Origin of the sequence: Dethiothermospora halolimnae (assembly GCF_037577855.1) — a bacterium.
In the GTDB taxonomy this organism is placed as follows: Bacteria; Bacillota; Clostridia; order Tissierellales; family VENL01; genus Dethiothermospora; species Dethiothermospora halolimnae.
In genome coordinates, this window is record NZ_JBAKFX010000006.1 from 56045 (window position 1) to 75608 (window position 19564).

At 30.5% G+C, this 19564-nt stretch carries 22 protein-coding genes; 21 read left to right on the forward strand and 1 reads right to left on the reverse strand.

Translation table 11 applies throughout. The features are described 5' to 3' along the window. Window positions 1-12 precede the first annotated feature (12 nt). From V6137_RS03970 to V6137_RS04050, 17 genes are all read left to right on the forward strand, one after another. Window positions 13-894: a M50 family metallopeptidase gene (locus V6137_RS03970; protein WP_425446586.1), complete on the forward strand. Its 882-nt coding sequence runs from the start codon at window positions 13-15 to the stop codon at window positions 892-894. Window positions 895-945: 51 nt separating this feature from the next. Next, on the forward strand, window positions 946-2784 hold the full coding sequence (locus tag V6137_RS03975; RefSeq protein WP_425446587.1) for a TIGR03960 family B12-binding radical SAM protein: 1839 nt from the start codon (window positions 946-948) through the stop codon (window positions 2782-2784). Further along, a complete protein-coding gene (locus V6137_RS03980; RefSeq protein ID WP_425446588.1) occupies window positions 2784-3485 on the forward strand; it encodes a TIGR03936 family radical SAM-associated protein in 702 nt (233 codons plus the stop codon). The genes V6137_RS03975 and V6137_RS03980 overlap by 1 nt, the downstream gene beginning before the upstream one ends. Before the next feature lie 83 nt (window positions 3486-3568). Next, a complete protein-coding gene (locus V6137_RS03985) occupies window positions 3569-5074 on the forward strand; it encodes an Rne/Rng family ribonuclease (RefSeq protein WP_425446589.1) in 1506 nt (501 codons plus the stop codon). A 113-nt stretch (window positions 5075-5187) separates the two neighbouring features. Continuing rightward, entirely contained in the window at window positions 5188-5499 is a 312-nt protein-coding gene (gene rplU / locus V6137_RS03990) for a 50S ribosomal protein L21 (protein ID WP_425446590.1), read from the forward strand. Window positions 5500-5507: 8 nt separating this feature from the next. After that, the gene (locus tag V6137_RS03995; protein WP_425446591.1) at window positions 5508-5855 is read left to right on the forward strand and encodes a ribosomal-processing cysteine protease Prp; all 348 of its coding nucleotides are present in this window, start codon (window positions 5508-5510) and stop codon (window positions 5853-5855) included. Between the two features lie 5 nt (window positions 5856-5860). Further along, the gene (rpmA, locus tag V6137_RS04000) at window positions 5861-6160 is read left to right on the forward strand and encodes a 50S ribosomal protein L27 (protein WP_425446592.1); all 300 of its coding nucleotides are present in this window, start codon (window positions 5861-5863) and stop codon (window positions 6158-6160) included. A 224-nt stretch (window positions 6161-6384) separates the two neighbouring features. Continuing rightward, complete coding sequence (locus V6137_RS04005) at window positions 6385-7041, forward strand: Spo0B domain-containing protein (protein WP_425446593.1); 657 nt, start codon at window positions 6385-6387, stop codon at window positions 7039-7041. A gap of 102 nt (window positions 7042-7143) precedes the next feature. Further along, window positions 7144-8424: a GTPase ObgE gene (gene obgE, locus V6137_RS04010; protein ID WP_425446594.1), complete on the forward strand. Its 1281-nt coding sequence runs from the start codon at window positions 7144-7146 to the stop codon at window positions 8422-8424. A gap of 20 nt (window positions 8425-8444) precedes the next feature. Beyond that, entirely contained in the window at window positions 8445-8630 is a 186-nt protein-coding gene (locus V6137_RS04015) for a hypothetical protein (protein ID WP_425446595.1), read from the forward strand. A gap of 19 nt (window positions 8631-8649) precedes the next feature. Continuing rightward, window positions 8650-8943: a ribosome assembly RNA-binding protein YhbY gene (gene yhbY / locus V6137_RS04020; RefSeq protein WP_425446596.1), complete on the forward strand. Its 294-nt coding sequence runs from the start codon at window positions 8650-8652 to the stop codon at window positions 8941-8943. Window positions 8944-9262: 319 nt separating this feature from the next. Continuing rightward, complete coding sequence (locus V6137_RS04025; RefSeq protein WP_425446597.1) at window positions 9263-9460, forward strand: hypothetical protein; 198 nt, start codon at window positions 9263-9265, stop codon at window positions 9458-9460. A 108-nt stretch (window positions 9461-9568) separates the two neighbouring features. Next, the gene (gene nadD, locus V6137_RS04030; RefSeq protein ID WP_425446598.1) at window positions 9569-10201 is read left to right on the forward strand and encodes a nicotinate-nucleotide adenylyltransferase; all 633 of its coding nucleotides are present in this window, start codon (window positions 9569-9571) and stop codon (window positions 10199-10201) included. Window positions 10202-10216: 15 nt separating this feature from the next. Beyond that, window positions 10217-10825, forward strand: coding sequence for a bis(5'-nucleosyl)-tetraphosphatase (symmetrical) YqeK (yqeK, locus tag V6137_RS04035; RefSeq protein ID WP_425446599.1), 609 nt, complete (start codon window positions 10217-10219; stop codon window positions 10823-10825). Beyond that, window positions 10800-11744, forward strand: a complete 945-nt coding sequence (locus tag V6137_RS04040) for an LCP family protein (protein WP_425446600.1) — start codon at window positions 10800-10802, stop codon at window positions 11742-11744. The genes yqeK and V6137_RS04040 overlap by 26 nt, the downstream gene beginning before the upstream one ends. Before the next feature lie 46 nt (window positions 11745-11790). Further along, window positions 11791-12138, forward strand: coding sequence for a ribosome silencing factor (gene rsfS, locus V6137_RS04045; RefSeq protein ID WP_425446601.1), 348 nt, complete (start codon window positions 11791-11793; stop codon window positions 12136-12138). A 107-nt stretch (window positions 12139-12245) separates the two neighbouring features. Next, a complete protein-coding gene (locus V6137_RS04050; RefSeq protein WP_425446602.1) occupies window positions 12246-12890 on the forward strand; it encodes a helix-turn-helix transcriptional regulator in 645 nt (214 codons plus the stop codon). Window positions 12891-12896: 6 nt separating this feature from the next. On the opposite strand, the gene V6137_RS04055 is transcribed toward V6137_RS04050, so the two are convergent. Next, window positions 12897-14198: a D-alanyl-D-alanine carboxypeptidase family protein gene (locus V6137_RS04055; RefSeq protein WP_425446603.1), complete on the reverse strand. Its 1302-nt coding sequence runs from the start codon at window positions 14196-14198 to the stop codon at window positions 12897-12899. A 208-nt stretch (window positions 14199-14406) separates the two neighbouring features. On the opposite strand from V6137_RS04055, the gene V6137_RS04060 reads away from it, so the two are divergent. Genes V6137_RS04060 through selB form a run of 4 tightly spaced genes read left to right on the forward strand, consistent with a single transcriptional unit; the run spans window position 14407 to window position 19470 of the window. Further along, the gene (locus V6137_RS04060; protein ID WP_425446604.1) at window positions 14407-15057 is read left to right on the forward strand and encodes a helix-hairpin-helix domain-containing protein; all 651 of its coding nucleotides are present in this window, start codon (window positions 14407-14409) and stop codon (window positions 15055-15057) included. A gap of 11 nt (window positions 15058-15068) precedes the next feature. Further along, window positions 15069-16112 carry a selenide, water dikinase SelD gene (gene selD / locus V6137_RS04065; protein WP_425446605.1) on the forward strand — a complete coding sequence of 348 codons (1044 nt, stop codon included), beginning with the start codon at window positions 15069-15071 and terminating at the stop codon, window positions 16110-16112. A gap of 25 nt (window positions 16113-16137) precedes the next feature. After that, entirely contained in the window at window positions 16138-17550 is a 1413-nt protein-coding gene (selA, locus tag V6137_RS04070; protein ID WP_425446606.1) for an L-seryl-tRNA(Sec) selenium transferase, read from the forward strand. Window positions 17551-17562: 12 nt separating this feature from the next. Next, entirely contained in the window at window positions 17563-19470 is a 1908-nt protein-coding gene (gene selB / locus V6137_RS04075; RefSeq protein ID WP_425446607.1) for a selenocysteine-specific translation elongation factor, read from the forward strand. The last annotated feature ends 94 nt before the right edge of the window (window positions 19471-19564 follow it).

A 19564-nucleotide genomic window follows, 5' to 3' on the forward strand; every position in this document is an offset into this window, starting at 1 on the left:
GGATGTGCTTTAATGACTATTTTAGAAATAAAGGACATAAAAGTAAAAATAAACATTTTACTTATAGCTTTACTTATTTTTTATTGTTATTTAGGTTATAATATAAAAATAATTATTAGTTTTATATTTGTAATAATCCATGAATTTACCCACATTTTTATAGCCACAAAATTAGGTATTAAGTTTAACGAGATAGAATTATTTCCTTTTGGAGGAGTAGCAAAGTCTGACTCAATAATAGGAACAGATACTAGGGCTGAAATTATAGTATCAATAGCTGGGCCACTGATAAATTTTATATTTGGATTGATGTTTTTTATAACTAATACTTTATTCTATAGTAGTGAAACATTAATATTTATCTACAGTATAAATTTTCTATTGGCCATATTTAATATATTACCTATATTACCCTTGGATGGGGGAAGAATAGTTAGGGCTTTTTTATCTAGTTTTTGGGGATTTAAGAGGGTTACCCATACTATGGTAAATATCTCTTACTTAATTTCAGGAATAATATTTTCTTATGGAGTATATGTTTTTCTTATGGAAAAACAGGGAGTGTATTTAATGTTAATTTCAAGCTTTATTTTTGTAGCTGCCAAAAAAGAAAAAGAAATGGTAGCTTTTATTTTCATAAAGGAGATATTGGGAAAGAAGAACCTTTTATTAAAACAAAAAGCTATGAATGGCGAGATTATAGTTGTGTTAAAAGATACTACTATAAAAGAGGCCTTAGAATATTTTTTGCCGAAGAGATATCATATTTTATATATAATAAATAAGGATGGAGATTGTGTTGGTTTGATAAATGAAAATGAATTTATAAAATATACAATAGAATATGGAATAGATATTAGTTTAAATGACCTATTAATTAGAATAAAAAAATGATAGAATGGTATAGATAAGCAATTTATTTTTTTAAGAAAGGTGATAACAAATATGGATAAAAATATATTAGAAGAAGTACTTTTAAAAGTAGAAAAACCAGCAAGATACATAGGAAATGAACAGAATATATGTATAAAAGACTTAAATGATATAAATGTTAGATTTGGTTTTGCATTTCCAGACATATATGAAGTGGGAATGTCCCATTTAGGTCTTCATATACTATATAATCTTTTAAATAATGAAGATGATATATATTGTGAGAGGATATTTGCTCCGTGGATTGATATGGAAGGGATGATGAGGAAAAAGAATATACCCTTATACACGCTTGAAACTAAAACACCTATAAATGAGCTTGATTTTGTTGGATTCACTTTACAATATGAAATGAGTTATACAAACATACTAAATATGCTAGACTTGGGTAATATACCAATTTTAACAACTGATAGAGGTATTGATGATCCATTTATAATAGCTGGGGGACCCTGTGCATATAATCCAGAACCCCTAGCCGATGTAATTGACTTTTTTGTTATAGGAGAAGGGGAAGAATTAAACTTAGAAGTGTTGCAATCCTATAAAGAATGGAAGAGAGAAGGGAAAGATAGAAAGGAGTTCTTAGAAAAAGTTGCAGAAATAGAAGGAATATATGTACCGTCCCATTATGATATAGTATATAACAATGATAATACGATAAAGGAAATGAAACCCAAAAAGAAAAGTTACCCTACTAAAATAAAGAAAAGAATTGTAAGTGATTTAAATGACACTTATTTCCCTGATAAAATTATAGTACCATATATAGAAACGGTACATGATAGAATAATTTTAGAAATATTTAGAGGCTGTACAAGGGGATGTAGGTTTTGCCAAGCAGGTATGATATATAGACCTGTTAGGGAACGAAGTGTGGATAATTTAGTAGAGATCGCTAAAAAACTTGTGGCTATCACAGGTCATGATGAAATATCCTTATCATCATTAAGTACTGGGGATTATTCAAAATTAGAAGAATTGGTAATGAGATTAATAAAAGAGTTTAAGGGGCAACAAATAGGGTTATCATTACCTTCTTTAAGACTTGACTCATTTTCTCCAGATGTCATAGAAGAGATTCAAAAGGTTAGAAAAACCGGGTTAACATTTGCCCCTGAAGCTGGGACCCAAAGGCTTAGGGATGTAATAAATAAAGGGATAAATGAAGAGAACTTAATAACCTCTGTTGAAGATGCATTTTCCAGGGGATGGTCCAGTGTTAAATTGTATTTTATGATTGGACTTCCCACTGAGACTGATGATGACGTGATGGGAATTAAAGACTTAGCTTATAAGGTAAAGGATAAGTTCTTTAGTCTACCAAAGGATAAAAGAAAAGGAAACTTAAAGGTAACAGCTAGTACATCTTGTTTTGTGCCTAAGCCATTTACTCCATTTCAGTGGCATCCTCAAGACACTATGGAGGAGTTTAATAGAAAAATTAGTATCCTTAGGGGAGAAATAAGAGACAGAAAAATAAATTATAACTATCATACACCTAAACTTAGTTTCCTAGAAGCCGTTGTTGCCAGAGGAGATAGACAGGTAGGCAGAGCATTAATAGAAGCGTGGAAAAATGGATGTAAGTTTGATGGATGGGACGATCAATTTAAATATGATGTTTGGGTAGAGGCATTTAAAAATACAGGTATAGACCCAAACTTTTATGCCAATAGAGAAAGGGAATATGATGAAGTTTTACCTTGGGATTTCATAGATGTTGGGGTTTCAAAACAATACCTTATAGATGAGAATGAAAGGGCCAAAGAAGGGACATTAACAAAGGATTGTAGAGAAGGTTGTACTAATTGTGGTATTAATAGGACTTTTACAGGTGGTGTTTGCTAATGATAAAAATAAGAGGAAAATTTATTAAAGGTGAAGAATTAAAATATATAGGGCATCTTGACTTGATGCGGCTATTTCAGAGAGCCTTTAGAAGGGCAAATATCCCAATGAAATACAGTGAAGGATATAATCCTCAACCTAAATTTTCTACGGCTACAGCACTGGCATTAGGCATCCCAAGTGATGGAGAATATTTCGAAATTGAGTTGGTAGAAAAAATCGATATTGATGGGTTTGTTAAAAATATGAATAGGGTATTACCTAATGGAATAGAGATACTGAAGGCTGTTTATGTAGATAGTAAAAAGTCATTGACATCAAAATTAAGATGGGCAACTTATATTATGGAGTTGACCTTTGAAAATAGTTTAGATAAAGACGGGTTAGAATCTGAGATAGACAAACTATTAAAGAAAAGTGAAATAATAATTACAAAAGAAAAGAAGAAAAAGGGAAAAATAAAGATAAGGGAAGTAAATATTAGAGATTATATTGAAGAAATCCTTGTATTGTTAGTTGATGGTAATAATGGAATTTTAAAGACTAAATTAAAAACAGGGAGTCAAGGTAATTTGAAGCCTGAAGTTCTGATAGAATCCATGGAAAAGTATTGTAATATAAATATTAATGGTGATAAAACTAAAATTAAACGATTAGAACTCTTTATAGAAGAGAATAATAAAATAATAACACCATTATAAAAATTAGTATATTATTTCTATAGGACATGCTTCAGCAAAAAATATCTTACCTTGGGAATATTTCATATTTTAGGAGAGGTATTATGAATGAAATAATAATAGATGCTGGCCTTAAAGAAGACAGAGTAGCAGTCTTAGAGGATGGTAATTTAGTAGAACTATACATGGAAAGAAAAGAAAGCAAAAAAATATTAGGAAATATATATAAAGGAAGAGTTGTAAATGTTTTACCTGGGATGCAGGCTGCATTTGTTGATATAGGTCTTGAAAAAAATGCGTTTCTGTATATTAAAGATGCTATACCTAAAGACCAGTTAAATAATAAGAAAAATAATTTAAAGGATATGTCAATAAAAGACGTTGTTAAATCTGGCCAGGAAATAATAGTTCAAGTTGTTAAAGAGCCTTTGGGAACTAAAGGGGCTAGGATTACTAGACATATTACTTTACCGGGAAGGCATTTAGTTTTGATGCCTTACACTAATTATGTTGGAGTGTCTAGGAGAATAACTAAGGAGAAGGAAAGGGAAAGACTTAGAAGATTAGTAGAAGAGTTAAAACCTGATAATATAGGGGTTATCTTAAGAACTGCATCAAAGGGTAAAGATATCAATGATTTAAAAGAAGATATAACTTTCCTATTGGGATTATTTAATAAAATCCAAAGAGAAAAGAACCTAGGTAAGGCTCCTAGAATAATACATAAAGACTTAGACCTTATACATAAAACCATCAGGGATTTATTTACTTTAAATACCAACAGATTGGTTATTAATGATAGAGAAAAGTATGAAAGTATTATTGAAATTGTTGATATTGTATCACCCCACCTTAAGTCTAGGGTAGAGTACTTTGATGATAGTTATGATATCTTTACCCACTTTGGTGTAGAAAGCACCATAAGAAAATCTTTAGATAGAAAAGTTTGGCTAGAGAGTGGTGGCTATATAATAATTGATGAAACCGAAGCTTTAACATCTATTGATGTTAATACTGGAAAATATGTAGGTAGCACTAATCTTGAAGATACAGTTGTGAAAACTAATATAGAGGCTACTAAGGAGATAGCTAAACAAATAAGACTAAGGAATATTGGGGGAATAATAATAATAGATTTCATAGATATGGATAATAAAGAAGATATTAATCTAGTTATAAAGTTATTGGAAAAGGAGTTAAAAAAGGATAGGGTAAAGACTACAGTACTGGGGATGACTCAACTGGGGTTAGTGGAAATGACTAGAAAGAAGGTTAGAAAAAGACTTACCTCTAAATTATTGAAACAATGTCCTAAGTGTGAAGGGACCGGAAGAATATACTCTGATTATTTTATGTTAAATAAAATAGAAAGAGAAATAAGAAGAATTAAAAATCATACAAATACTAAAGAAGTTATATTTACAGTAAGTCCCTTTGTAGAAAAAATGATTTATGAAAATGATGAAGAAATACTTAAAGAGATTAAAAATATATATGAAATAGATATATATATAAGGGGAGACAAAGAAATAGATTACAATGAAATAGGCATTAGAACTATTGGGGAAAATGAAAATATAAAAGAAATTATAAATTATATGGATAAGTAGTTGACAAAAGACCATTTATTTGCTAAAATTTTATTCTGTAGGTAGCCGCACAATGTGGGCTTAAAACTTATGTGCCTAACATTGGCGAGACTGGATTGAGGAGGTGTTTGATAGTGTACGCAGTAATTGAAACTGGAGGAAAACAATACAGAGTTCAAGAAGGAGATACAGTTTTCGTTGAGAAGATTCAAGGAAATGAAAATGATAAGGTTGTTTTTGACAAAGTGCTTTTAGTTTCTAATGATGGAGATATAAAAGTAGGCAAGCCACATGTTGAAGGTGGAGAAGTTGAAGGTACAATCTTAGAACAAGGTAAGGCTAAGAAAATCATTGTTTTCAAATATAAGGCTAAGAAAGATTATAGAAGGAAGCAAGGGCATCGTCAGCCATACACAAAGGTAAAAATAGAAAAAATTAATGGATAGTGTTACTTATGACTGAAATTAAGATTTTAAAAAGTGATGCTCAAAGTATTGTTGGTTATAGTTTGAATGGTCATACAGGATATGGAGTAGAAGGGCAAGATATCTTGTGTGCAGCTATTTCCACACTGAGCCAAACAACACTAATTGCCCTTAATGAAGTTTGTGATATAGACGAGGATAAAATAAACTATAGGATAGATGAGAAAACAGGTTTTTTAAGTGTTATTATACCAACGAATATGGATTATCAAACTATGGAAAAAGCACAAATAGTTTTTAGGACAATGGAAGTTGGTATAAAGAGTTTAATCGAAGTTTATCCAGATTATATAACTCTCGAATACGGGGAGGTGTAAAGGAAATGATAAAATTAAATTTACAATTATTTGCTCATAAAAAGGGAGTAGGTAGTTCTAAAAACGGTCGTGACAGTGAGTCTAAGAGACTTGGTGTTAAAAGAGCTGACGGACAGTTTGTTTTAGCTGGTAATATACTAGTTAGACAAAGAGGAACTAAAATCCATCCTGGCTTAAATGTGGGTAAAGGTGGAGATGATACTTTATTTGCTAAAGTTGATGGTATTGTTAAGTTTGAAAGAAAAGGAAAAAACAAAAAACAAGTTAGTATTCAACCAGCTGAGATGGTTGCTGACGCTGAATAAACCTACCATACTATGGTAGGTTTTTTTTGTTTCTTTTTTATATGTATACTTTATGGTAAAATATAGTTATTATCATATGTGGGGGAGGTGTTATTATAAGAGGGGAGATTGGGAAATATAAAAGAAATAAAAATATAATATACAATGTTATTAATATAATAGTACTAATAATAATTTTAGTAGTTTCTGTAAAAGCTAAAATTGATATTAAATATATTGCTATATTGATACTTGGTATTGTATTTGGTTTATTATCTATTATAAATACATATAAAACTTCAATAGAAAATAATAAGGACCTACTGAGGTATCATTGTAACAAAACAATAAAGGGTTTATTAAGGGAGCAAAGACATGATTATATGAATATTTTTCAAATAATATATGGTTATTTGCAATTAGAAAAGAGTGATAAGGCTATTGAACAAATTAAAAAGGTAACTTCAATAACAAGTAATATTAGTCAGGCATATAATATTACAATTCCTTCAATAGCACTTTTGCTAGATAAAAAAATAAGAGAAGCAAATAATCAAGGATTATTATTTACATGTAATATTAAAACAAGTAATAATGGAGATATTAGAGTTACAAAAAATGAAGAAAAGATTATTAAGGAGTTAAATAATATTTTTGATATATTAATTAACTCTTTAAATGATAATGACTATAATATTTTAATAGACATACTGGAAGATGATAAGAAAATAAAATTTATTTTTACTGGAAACTTTATAGACAAGTTAAGGGGAAAAGATAAAAAACTCCCTAAAAGCTGTAGTATTAATAAAAATAATATAAAGGTAACTTTTAACTATATAAATTATAATAAGATAGACCCAAATATAAACTCTTATATAGGTGAACTAGTAAAAATGTAAGATAATAAGATTAATATTTTTTTGGAATAATAGTTATTGACACTTAAGAATAAGTTGTTATAATTAAATTACTAAAGAATAATTTAGGTAAGGATGATATTAATGTTTATAGATAAGGTAGAGATACATGTAAAAGCAGGAGATGGTGGAAATGGTGCTGTTGCATTCAGAAGGGAAAAATATGAGCCATCGGGAGGTCCAGCTGGTGGAGATGGAGGAAATGGTGGAAGTGTATTACTTAAAGTAGATGAAGGCATTAGAACCCTTATGGACTATAGATATACCACCCACTATAAAGCGGAGCGAGGACAGGATGGAAGAAATAAGAAGCAATTTGGAAAAAAAGGGGAAGATCTAGTTTTGACAGTGCCCCCTGGAACTGTTGTCAGGGATAAAAAAACTAATAAAATAATAGCTGACTTAACAAAGAAAGAGGATATCTTTACCATTGCTAAAGGTGGAAAAGGTGGAAAAGGAAATGCTAAATTTACTACATCAACTAGACAAGCACCTAGATTTGCTGAATCGGGAAGTAAGGGGCAAGAAAGATGGATAGTTCTTGAGTTAAAGCTACTTGCCGATGTAGGATTAATAGGATTTCCTAACGTTGGAAAATCAACTTTATTGTCCATAATTACTGATGCTAAGCCTAAGATAGCTAACTATCATTTTACCACTATAACACCTAATTTAGGGGTTGTAAAAATTGGCGAGGGAAAAAGCTATGTTATAGCCGATATACCAGGACTTATTGAAGGTGCTCATAAAGGAGTCGGTTTAGGACATGAATTTTTAAGACATACCGAAAGAACTAGGCTTTTAGTACATATAGTAGATGTTTCAGGACAAGAAGGAAGGGATCCTATAGAAGATTTTAATAAGATAAATGAAGAACTAGAAAAGTATAGTTCTAGATTATACGATAGACCACAAATTGTAGTGGGAAATAAAATGGATTTACCAAATTCAGAGGAAGGATTTAAAAGATTAAAGGAAAATGTAGAAAAGGAAGGATATGAAGTTTACTCTATTTCTGCGGCAACAAAGCAAGGTATAAAGGAATTGAAGTATAATATTTGGAATAAGTTAAATGAGATACCAGAACCTGAACCATTATATGAAGAAGTAGTGGGAGAATCCATATATGATATAGATAATGTGGATAATAAAGTAACAATTCGTAAAGAAAAAGGTAAATATATTGTAGAAGGATATCCTATGGAGAAATTAGTAGCTTCTACAAACTTTGATGATCTTGATTCCCTTAGACATTTCCAAAAGGTAATAAGGAAAAGGGGAATAATAGATGAATTAAGAGAATTGGGTGTACAGGAAGAGGATATAGTAAATATCTGTGGTTTTGAATTTGAATTTTTTGATTAAATATGGAGGTCAGTGAGACGATGGAGTGTATTCAATGTGGAAATTGTAAAGAAAATCAGCCAACATACTATTGTGTGAAAAAGAGTGACTTTGTCATTAATGAAAATTTTAAACCTGAAAAAAAAGATAGAAGTGGATGGAAGAAGGGTAGTAAGAATTATGAGATCCATAGAAGGATATCCAGAAAAGAAATTGAAATAGAATAGTGTTAGAAGGGATGATTAAATGTTAAAAGGAAAGCAACGAAGTTATCTAAAGGGAATTGCAAATAAAATGAATCCTATTTTTCAATTAGGTAAAAATGGAATAACAGATAACTTTATAGAACAAGTAGATGATGCTCTTGAAGCTAGAGAGCTTATAAAAGTAAAAGTACTAGATAATAGTTTTTTAGACTCAAAGGATGCAGCTAATGAAGTCTGCGATAAAGTGAATGCAGAGTTTGTTCAAAGTATTGGTAATAAATTTGTTATATATAGAGAATCAGAAGATAATAAAAAAATAGAATTACCTAAATAAAGAATAATTAAAAGTGAAATAATAATACTAATAAGAGATTGGAATATTCCAATCTCTTATTAGTTATAGAAAATTTATAATTCTATAACTAACTGATTATAGTTTGTAGTTTCATAACTAGTTACTAAGGTTTCCGCCGCCATAACTAGCTGCTGAGGTTTTATATCCATAACTAGTTACCGAGACTTCCGCCCCATAGCTAGTACCGAGGTTTTACATCCATAGCTAGTTACCGAGATTTTACATCCACAAATAGTTGCTGGGGGATTCGTAATCCCCCAGCTAACTTTTACAACTAAAAAATATAAGGAGATGAATTATGAATATCAATAATATAAATCAAGTAAAAGATTTATATAATAAAGGCTTTAGATGCATAAAGTATGAAGAGCATGATAACGGAGAATTTAAAGCATATTTTAAAAATTTTGAAGAAGAAAAGATAGATTCATTGTCTTGTAAGGATAAGAAAGAGGTAGGAGAGATAAAGAGTTTTATAGATAGTTATCAAGGCTAGTCTTACAAAGACTAGCCTTAGATTATTATAAAATAATATAACTATTCTTTAATAACAGAGAATTTTGTTGTATAATTATTTTATCACTAAGTATATGGAGGTTAGTACATGACAGCTCAAAAGAAGAAATTTGGAATAATGGGGGGGACCTTTGATCCTATACATATAGGTCATCTTGTAATAGCAGAACAAGTAAGGGACAGGTTTAATCTAGACAAGGTGATATTTATACCATCGGGAAACCCGCCCCATAAGAGTAGAAAAAAAGTTACTGAAGCTAGGCATAGATTTCAAATGACGTTATTAGCAACTATAAGTAACCCTTACTTTGAGGTTTCCTCTATTGAGGTGGACAGGGAAGGTTTAACTTATACAGTTGATACTATAAAGAAACTTAAAGAGGAATATAATAATGAAGCAGAGTTTTATTTCATTACAGGAGCCGATGCTATATTAGATTTGGCCACATGGAAAAGTACTGATGAACTTTTGGAATTATGTAAATTTGTTGCGGCTACTAGACCGGGTTTTAAATTATCAAAAATGGAAAAAGAAATAGCTGATTTAGAAAAGAAATATAGTAAGAAGATATATACTATATTAGTTCCTGCTTTAAAAGTATCATCAACAGATATTCGACATAGATTAAATGAAAACAAAAGTGTGAAATATCTCCTAGAAGAACCTGTAGAATCATATATAATTAAAAATAAACTTTATAATAATAGTAATAAAGAATAGTTTTGGAGGTATCTTATGAATGTTAATATAGATCATAACAAATTAAAAAATTATATCGGTGAAGAAAGGTATTTACACTCCCTAAGGGTTGAAAAGGTAGCTAAAAAGCTAGGGGAAATAAAGGAGTGTGATAAAGATAAAGTTTCTATAGCTGCCATACTGCATGATTGTGGTAAATTAAAAGATAAGGACCTTTTGTTGAAAATGGCTAGAGATTTTGATATAATTCAAGATAATGTTATGAAAAATAATACAGCTTTGATTCACTCATATCTTGGGGTAGAACTTGCTAAGAAATTTTATGGTATAATAGATAGGGATGTACTTAATGCTATTAAATATCATACTACAGGAAGACCTGGTATGACTAATTTAGAAAAGATAATATATGTGGCAGACTATATTGAACCCAGTAGAGAGTTTAAAGAAGCTAATTATGCTAGAAAGATGGCCTTTGAAGATTTAGACAAAGCTTTATTATATATTTTGAATAATACAATAAAATATCTAATAAATAAGGGATTGCTAATTCACAAAAATACAATAGCCACTAGAAACGACCTAATATTAAAACATGGATTAAAATGGAGTGAGAATGATGAAGAAGTTTTTAAAGATATTTAGTTTTTGTTTTTTAATTTTCGCATTAATGTATTCGGGATTAATATTTTATTTTGTTAATGACGACCAGGCAGTTGGAGCATCAAGTGGAAATCAAACCTTAACAGATAAGATACTTAATAAGTTTATAAAAAATGATAATGAGCTTGTATTTCTACTTATGGGAATAGATTCTAAAAGTGTAGAGGAAGGTGAAGGTCAACGAACTGATACAATGATGTTATGTAGATATGATGATAAAACTGGAAAGATATCTATACTGTCTATACCAAGGGACACGAGGGCTGTTATAAGGGGAAGAAATAACAAAGAAAAGATTAACCATGCCCATGCCTATGGTGGTCCAGAAAAGGCTATGAAGGCTGTAAAAGACCTACTAGGGGTTGATGTTGAGTATTATGTTCGTGTGGACTATAAGATAGTTAAGGATGTTGTGGATGCCATAGATGGTGTGGAGATAGATGTACCTATGAGGATGTATTATAATGACCCCTATGCGGATCCTCCATTACACATTGATATCAAAAAAGGAAGACAGGTGTTAGATGGGCAAAAGTCATTGGAATACTTAAGGTTTAGAAAGGGATATAATAATCAAGACTTAGGAAGAATAAATGCACAGCAGGACTTTATTAAGGCTGCTGCTAATAAAGCTTTAGAGTTGTCTATTAGTGACTATGATAAATTCTTTAAAATATTTAAAAGCTATGTTGATAACGTTGATACAAATATACCTAATACGGTAATGTTAAAGTATGGTGCCAAGGCCAAAGATATAAATTTAAATAATTTAAGAATGGAAACTTTACCAGGAGATGCTAAAATGATTAATGGTTTATGGTATTTTATCCCATATGAGAAACAATCCATAAAGATGGTAGAGGAAATGTTTAATAAAGATGAAAAGTTAGAGGACAAATAGAATATACTAATTATTGAAAGTAATATAGTTTTAGGAGGTATACTAATTGGATAATAATAAACTTAGTATAATAGTAAAGGGAGCCGATGATAAAAAGGCATTTGATATAAAAACTCTCAAGATTTCAGGTTTAACAAGTATAGGAGACTATTTTGTCATAGCCAGTGGTAACTCTGATAGACAGGTTATCTCTATAGCTAATGAAATAGAGGATAAAATGCATGAAGCAGGATATGAGCCTATGAATAAAGAGGGCTATAAAACAGGTAGATGGATATTACTAGATTATGGTGATATTATAGTACATGTATTTCATAAAGAGGATAGGGAATTTTATAATCTTGAAAGATTATGGGTTGATGCTGAAGGTATAGAATTAGATGATATTATATAAATAATAGGTTTCTGTTTAAACAGAAACCTATTATTTATATAATGCTTGTTACTAGGGAAAAACTCTTTTTCAACAGAAGTAATTAATATTTTAGAGGTGAATAATAGGTGGATAATGAAGAACTGTTTACTAATAATATAATATCTTTAATTCAAGGGGTTTCGGAAATCATCGGAAAAAGAAGTGAAGTAGTACTCTACTCAAAAGATAATCCTAATATTATAGACTTTATATCAGGGGATAATGTAACAAAGAGGAAAGTAGGAGATAAAATAACAGAATTTGAAAAAGAAATAATGGATATAGTTAATGATAGAAAGAAAAGTATCTTAAATTATAAGTCGGTAGTAAAAGAAGGAAGGACTATTAAAACATCCATACTTATTACAAAAGACTGTGAAGATAATATTCTTCGTTACATAGGCATTAATACAGATGTTACCGATTTTATTGCATATAGAAACGCTTTGGATGACCTACTGAATTTTACAAATATAGATACAACTACAGAGATAAAAGAAAAGAATGATAATGTAGAATACATATTGCATAATATTGTGGATGAAACTATAAAGGATATAGGAATACCTATAACATATTTAAAAAAGAAAGATAAGGTTGATATAGTAAGGAAATTAAATAATAAAAACTTATTCTTAATAAAGGGTTCCATAGAATATGTGGCTAAAAAGCTTTTGGTTTCAAGATATACCATATATAATTATTTAGAAGAAATAGAAAAAAGGGACTAAAGTCCCTTATATTTTTTTGCTATAAACAAAAGTAGCTTTTCTTCTTTTTCGCTTCTTTCTTTTCTTGTATCTTCTAACAGATATATAGGATCTCCAAATTAGAAATAATACTATTGGCCATGACCACCATTTCTTCAGAATAAAATTATTGCTTTTAGAATCAATTACAGCGGGAAGTGGTTTTTGATTAACTTCTATAGCAGCTATTATATTAGCTGTTCCTAATGTTTTCCCATCTATTAAATACTCAATATTTCCAATAACCCTTCCCTTTGGTATAGGTGCTTTTAACTTGTCAGGTAAGTTTAGCTTAGTTTCAATATTGCTATTTGTGCCCTTAGGTATAATAGCGGATAAATTTTTATCTATAACAGTAGTTACAAAAGCTTTATCTCCATTTTCAACTTTTACATTTTTAATAAACTGTCTTTCGTATGCTATTTTATTAGTATAAAAGTTATCAAATCCAAAGTTTAATAAATTATGGGTATCGGTGTATAATGCCTTCATATTACTGGCTTTAAGAACCACAGCTATTAACTCCTGTTCTCCCCTTTTCGCAGATGAAACTAAACAGTATCTTGCATTGTCAGTAAATCCGGTTTTAATGCCATTTGCACCACTATATTTTATAGGAATATAGTTACCATCTACATTAATTTCTTCATTACTATACATAAGCTTATTTTGAGACTTAAGATATCTGGGAACATCTTTTTTATTAGTTTTTTCTATTTTATATTTATAATTATTAACGATATTTCTAAAGGTATCATTTTTCATGGCATATTTAGCTATTATGGCTAAATCATAGGCAGTGGAAAAATGATTTTCTTCATCCAAACCATGGGGATTAACAAAATGGGTGTTCTTAGCCCCTAATTCTTTTGCTTTTTTATTCATAAGTTTCGCAAACTCTTCAACAGACCCAGAAAGATTTATAGCTATGGCTTTAGCTGAATCGTTTGCAGATTGTATCAATAAAGCATATAATAAATCTTCAAATGTCAATATTTCTCCCGGTTCTAAAGCAATGTGGCTACCTATAATACCTAGGGGAGTTTCTTTATCTATTATTACATTTTTAGATAAGTCTCCCATTTCGATGGCTAGAATACCAGTCATTATTTTAGTAGTACTGGCAGGAGCAAGTTTTTTATTAATATTTTTTTCGAATAAAATTTTACCCGTATTAGCATCTATTACAATAGCTGCTTCACTTGAAATATTGGGGGTGCTTGGAGCCGAATATACTGGTGAATTAAGTAGTAGGAACAATAAGAGCATAAAAACAACGTATTTCTTCAAAATTTACCACCTCATCTAATTAGTTCTAGGAGATTATAAATCCCTAGCTTATTAATATATATTATATCAAAATGGTACAAATTTTTTAAGTATATTTAACAGATATTCTGTTATTCAGTTTTTTTAGACCATAAAAATAAATCAAAATGATTATATGTAACTAAGTATGGGAATAATCTTAAAAAAATATACAAGGGAAGGATATATTATGAACTTTACAAAAAGGGAACAAATGGTTATACTAATACTGGTCACTGTGATAGTATCTATTGTAGGATATAATATTATTAGAAAAGATGAATTGGTAATAACTACCGATAATGAAATGAAAGAACAGGAAAAGAGTGTAGAAAAGGAAGCAAAAATAGAATATAATAGGGATAAGTCAAGGGATACAATTATGGTACATATTAGTGGTGCCGTGGTTAAACCGGGATTAGCAGTAATAAAAAAGGGTGATAGACTTATTGATGGTATAAAAGAAGTAGGTGGGTTAATAGATAATCAAGCCGACCTAGATAGAATAAATTTGGCAAGGGTATTAGAAGATGAAGAAAAAATATATATTCCTAAAATAGGGGAAGAAAGTCATAATAAACTTTTTATAACAGAAGAAAAGGATATAGATGATAAAAGTAGTTATAATAATAGTTTAAAGAATGATAATAAATTAATAAATTTAAATAATGGAACAAAAACTCAATTAATGTCCTTACCAGGGATAGGAGATGTTTTAGCCGATAGAATAATTAGATATAGAAGTGAAACTAGATTTAAACACAAAAATGACTTGATAAAGGTTGAAGGTATTGGAGATAAGAAATTTCAGTCTATTGAGAAGTTAATAACAGTAAATTAAGGAGTGATACAATGAGTGAAAAAGAAAAAAGACTTACGGAGTTAACTAAAAGTTCAGGCTGAGCAGCTAAAATAGGTCCTGATACCTTGGCACAGGTTCTGTGTCATTTACCCAAAACTTATGATGATAATTTAATGGTAGGTATAGATACTGCCGATGATGCGGCAGTCTATAAAATAGATGAAGATAAAGCTTTGATTCAAACTATTGATTTCTTTACTCCAGTAGTAGATGATCCCTATACATTTGGACAAATTGCAGCTACAAATTCCTTAAGTGATATATATGCAATGGGCGGAGAACCGAAATTAGCAATGAACATAATTTGTTTTCCAAACTGTTTATCACCGAATGTTATGGCTGATATTTTAAAGGGAGGATATGATAAAGTTGTAGAGGCTGGAGCCCTATTAGTAGGGGGACATACTGTGGAAGATGATGAACCTAAATATGGACTATCTGTTACTGGTTTTGCAAAGCCTGAAAGTATTTTAACAAATGCCAATGCTAAAGTAGATGATGTATTGATATTAACTAAACCTATAGGAATAGGCATTATAAATACTGCTATTAAAGCTCAAATGACAGATAAAGACACATATGATAAAGCAGTAAAGATAATGACATCACTAAATAAGAAAGCTAAGGATGCTATGTTAGAAGTGGGAGTTAATAGTGTAACCGATGTTACAGGTTTTGGGCTACTTGGACATAGCTTAGAAATGGCAGAGGGTAGTGATGTGACTATAAAACTTCATAGTAATGAAATTCCAATACTGGATAAAGCTATAGAGTTTGCAAGTATGGGATTGGTTCCTGCAGGAGCATATTCTAATAAGAACTTTATTGGGGATAAGGTTCTGTTTAAAGATGATATAAAACCGGAGGTAAAAGATATATTATTTGACCCCCAGACTTCCGGAGGGTTATTAATATCAGTAAATGCCAATAAGGCTCAGTTGCTTTTAGAGAAACTTAAAATTATTGATACAGACTTTGCTATTATTGGGCAAGTCATTGAAAAAGGAGAAAAGTCGATAATAGTTACAGAATAATGATATTAAGATAGGATGATGACATATGAATAATAAAGGGAATCTTTTTAGTAAATTACCGAAAGTAGATGAGATTATTTCTAAACCAGATATTGATAATTTGATAAAAAAGATACCTAGAGAAATAGTTATTGAAACCATAAGAGAAGAAATTGAAAAGTTAAGAAATAAAATCAGAAAAAATGAAATTGATTATGATACATTATCAGAGATTACCGATAGTATATCTGAAATTGTTATAAAAGAATCTAATAAAAAGATGGAAACTAAATTTAAAAGGGTAATAAATGCTACCGGAGTAGTAATACATACTAATCTAGGTAGATCTCTAGTAAGTAAAGATGTGATGGAACATATAAGTGAGGTAGTAACAAACTACTCCAATTTAGAATTTGATTTAGAAGCTGGCTCTAGGGGATCTAGATATAGTCATCTAGAAAATATAATAACTAGGATTACCGGTGCTGAAGCAGCCCTTGTTGTTAATAACAATGCAGCGGCAGTTATGTTAGTATTGGGAAGTTTGGCTAAGGAAAAAGAAGTTGTAGTTTCTAGGGGAGAGTTAGTAGAAATAGGGGGCTCTTTCAGGGTTCCCGATGTAATGGAGCAAAGTGGAGCTCATCTTGTAGATGTGGGAACAACAAATAAGACCCATATATGGGATTATGAAAAGGCTATAGGTGAGGATACAGGAGCCTTTTTAAAGGTACATACAAGTAACTATAGAATTTTAGGCTTTACATCCAGTGTAGATTTAGATGCTTTAGTTAAGTTAGGTCAAAAACATGACATACCTGTTGTTGAAGACCTAGGAAGTGGAGTCTTAATAGATTTAAAGAAATACGGTCTTGAACATGAACCCACAGTACAGGACTCTATAGAAGCTGGGGTTGATATAGTTACCTTTAGTGGGGATAAACTATTGGGGGGACCTCAAGCCGGGATAATAATAGGCAAGAAAAGGTATATAGATGAAATGAAGAGAAATCCCCTTACTAGGGCATTTAGAGTTGATAAGTTTACAATTGCAACATTAGAAGCTACCTTAAGGGAATATTTGAATGAAGAAAATGCCATAAAAAATATCCCAACATTAAATATGATAACATGTCCAATTGAAGAGTTAAGTAAAAAAGCTAATAAGTTAAAGACTTTAATAGATGAAAAAATATCTAACAAAATAATAACTAGAGTAGTAGATGATTTTTCCCAAGTTGGAGGGGGATCCATGCCCTTAGAGAGGATACCCACTAAAGATGTTGTTATTTACTCAGATAATATTAATATAACGAAGCTAGAAGAAAGGTTAAGAGCTTATAAAGTACCTATAATTACAAGGCTATATAAAGAAAAAATGTATATGGATGTAAGAACTATAGAAGATATGGATATAAGTACTATTGTAGATGGAATTGAATTTGCTGTTTCAGATATTTAAAGGAGTGTTTATATGAAAAATGTTATTGTAGGGACAGCTGGTCATATAGATCATGGAAAGACAACCCTTATAAGGGCTTTAACTGGAAGAAACACCGATAGATTAAAACAAGAGCAAGATAGGGGGATTTCAATAGAACTGGGATTTACTTTCTTTGATTTACCAAGTGGAAAGAGAGCTGGTATAATAGATGTTCCTGGACATGAGAAGTTTATAAAGAACATGTTAGCTGGGGTAATTGGTATGGATATAGTGGTACTTGTTGTTGCAGCCGATGAGGGAATCATGCCCCAAACAACTGAGCATCTAGATATTTTAAACCTACTGGATATAGAAAATGGTATTATTGTGTTAACTAAATCCGACTTAGTTGATGATGAGTGGCTTGAACTTGTTAAGGAAGATGTTTTAGATAATGTAAAGGGAACATTCTTAGAAGACAGTCCCATAATACCTGTGTCATCTACTAAGGGCGCAGGAGTAGATGATGTTATAAAAACTATTGATAAATTAACCGATAGTATCAAAGAAAGGGATATTACAGATACTCCAAGACTTCCCATAGATAGGGTTTTTACCATAACTGGATTTGGAACAGTGGTTACAGGGACATTGGTATCAGGCCAATTTAGTGAAGGTGATGAAGTTCAGGTTTTCCCAGGAAATAAGGTGGGAAGAATACGATCTATACAGGTACATGAAGAGGATACAACTACGGCATATGCAGGACAGAGGGTAGCCATTAATATTGCTGGACTAAAAAAGTCTGAGATAGATAGGGGAAATATAGTGGCTCCAATTGGTTCTATGGAAGATACAATGATGTTGGATGTGAAACTAAAATTACTTAAAAATTCCCAAAGAATAATAGAAAATAGAACTAGGGTAAGGATCTACTTAGGCACCAGTGAAGTGTTATGTAGAGTTGTTCTTTTAGATAAAGAGCATTTAACCCCTGGAGAAAGTTGTTATGCCCAGCTAAGATTAGAGGATACTATTGTAGCTAAAAGGGGAGATAGATTTATAATGAGGTTTTATTCTCCTATGACCACTATAGGTGGGGGTGAAATATTAGATTCTAATCCCCCTAAGCGTAAAAGGTTTGATAATAGTGCTATAGAAGAATTGAAAATAAAGGAAAAGGGCAGTACCGAGGATATAGTAGAAAAGATTATAAAAGATAAGAGCAAAGATTTTTCCAGTATAAAGGATATATCCATATATACTGTTGCAAGCAAGGATAAAGTGGCGGAAATAGTAAATAATCTACATGAAAACAAGAAGATTATAACCTTTGAACTGTTAAATGATATTCACGTAATTCATAGGGATTATTATGTTGACTTATCAGATAGGATAAAAAAAGAGCTAGAAAAATACCATAGCAAAAACCCTCTAAAGGCAGGTATGTTAAAGGAAGAAGTTAGAAGTAAGTTTTTAAATAATATAAAGTCAAGATTAGCAGAAGAATTCTTTGATTATTTAGTTAAACAGGATATTATAAAGCAAACCAATGAAGTTATTTCATTAAAGAAATTTAAAATAGAGTTTACAGATAAACAAGAAGAAATAGGGAAAAGGATAGAATCAATATATATGGATAGTAAGTTTACAACACCTAAGTTTGATGAGATAAAAGGAAATTTAGATTATAATGATTATGATATAGAACAGGTATTTAATGCTTTAATAGACTTAGGGATATTAATGAGACTTAAAGATGATATTATACTTCATAAAGATGTATACCTAGAGGGAATAGATATAATAAAAAAACATATTAACACTAATGGAGATATCACTTTAGCCGATGCTAGGGATATATTAAATACCAGCAGAAAATATGCAGTTGCTTATTTGGAATATTTAGATCAGGTTAAAGTAACTAAAAGAGTGGAGGACAAGAGAATTCTCTATTAATAATAGGTATACTATAATTAATAATTATGTTATGATATAATATATACAAGCTTTATATTGAAATTATATATTTGTGGTTAAAAATACATTCATA

What these genes read in the sequence shown, in the direction of transcription:
- V6137_RS03970 (WP_425446586.1), top strand. Translation starts at nt 13, where the DNA reads ATGACTATTTTAGAAATAAAGGACATAAAAGTAAAAATAAACATTTTA.
- V6137_RS03975 (WP_425446587.1), top strand. Translation starts at nt 946, where the DNA reads ATGGATAAAAATATATTAGAAGAAGTACTTTTAAAAGTAGAAAAACCA.
- V6137_RS03980 (WP_425446588.1), top strand. Translation starts at nt 2,784, where the DNA reads ATGATAAAAATAAGAGGAAAATTTATTAAAGGTGAAGAATTAAAATAT.
- V6137_RS03985 (WP_425446589.1), top strand. Translation starts at nt 3,569, where the DNA reads ATGAATGAAATAATAATAGATGCTGGCCTTAAAGAAGACAGAGTAGCA.
- V6137_RS03995 (WP_425446591.1), top strand. Translation starts at nt 5,508, where the DNA reads ATGACTGAAATTAAGATTTTAAAAAGTGATGCTCAAAGTATTGTTGGT.
- rpmA (WP_425446592.1), top strand. Translation starts at nt 5,861, where the DNA reads ATGATAAAATTAAATTTACAATTATTTGCTCATAAAAAGGGAGTAGGT.
- obgE (WP_425446594.1), top strand. Translation starts at nt 7,144, where the DNA reads ATGTTTATAGATAAGGTAGAGATACATGTAAAAGCAGGAGATGGTGGA.
- V6137_RS04015 (WP_425446595.1), top strand. Translation starts at nt 8,445, where the DNA reads ATGGAGTGTATTCAATGTGGAAATTGTAAAGAAAATCAGCCAACATAC.
- yhbY (WP_425446596.1), top strand. Translation starts at nt 8,650, where the DNA reads ATGTTAAAAGGAAAGCAACGAAGTTATCTAAAGGGAATTGCAAATAAA.
- V6137_RS04025 (WP_425446597.1), top strand. Translation starts at nt 9,263, where the DNA reads ATGAATATCAATAATATAAATCAAGTAAAAGATTTATATAATAAAGGC.
- nadD (WP_425446598.1), top strand. Translation starts at nt 9,569, where the DNA reads ATGACAGCTCAAAAGAAGAAATTTGGAATAATGGGGGGGACCTTTGAT.
- yqeK (WP_425446599.1), top strand. Translation starts at nt 10,217, where the DNA reads ATGAATGTTAATATAGATCATAACAAATTAAAAAATTATATCGGTGAA.
- V6137_RS04040 (WP_425446600.1), top strand. Translation starts at nt 10,800, where the DNA reads ATGAAGAAGTTTTTAAAGATATTTAGTTTTTGTTTTTTAATTTTCGCA.
- V6137_RS04060 (WP_425446604.1), top strand. Translation starts at nt 14,407, where the DNA reads ATGAACTTTACAAAAAGGGAACAAATGGTTATACTAATACTGGTCACT.
- selA (WP_425446606.1), top strand. Translation starts at nt 16,138, where the DNA reads ATGAATAATAAAGGGAATCTTTTTAGTAAATTACCGAAAGTAGATGAG.
- selB (WP_425446607.1), top strand. Translation starts at nt 17,563, where the DNA reads ATGAAAAATGTTATTGTAGGGACAGCTGGTCATATAGATCATGGAAAG.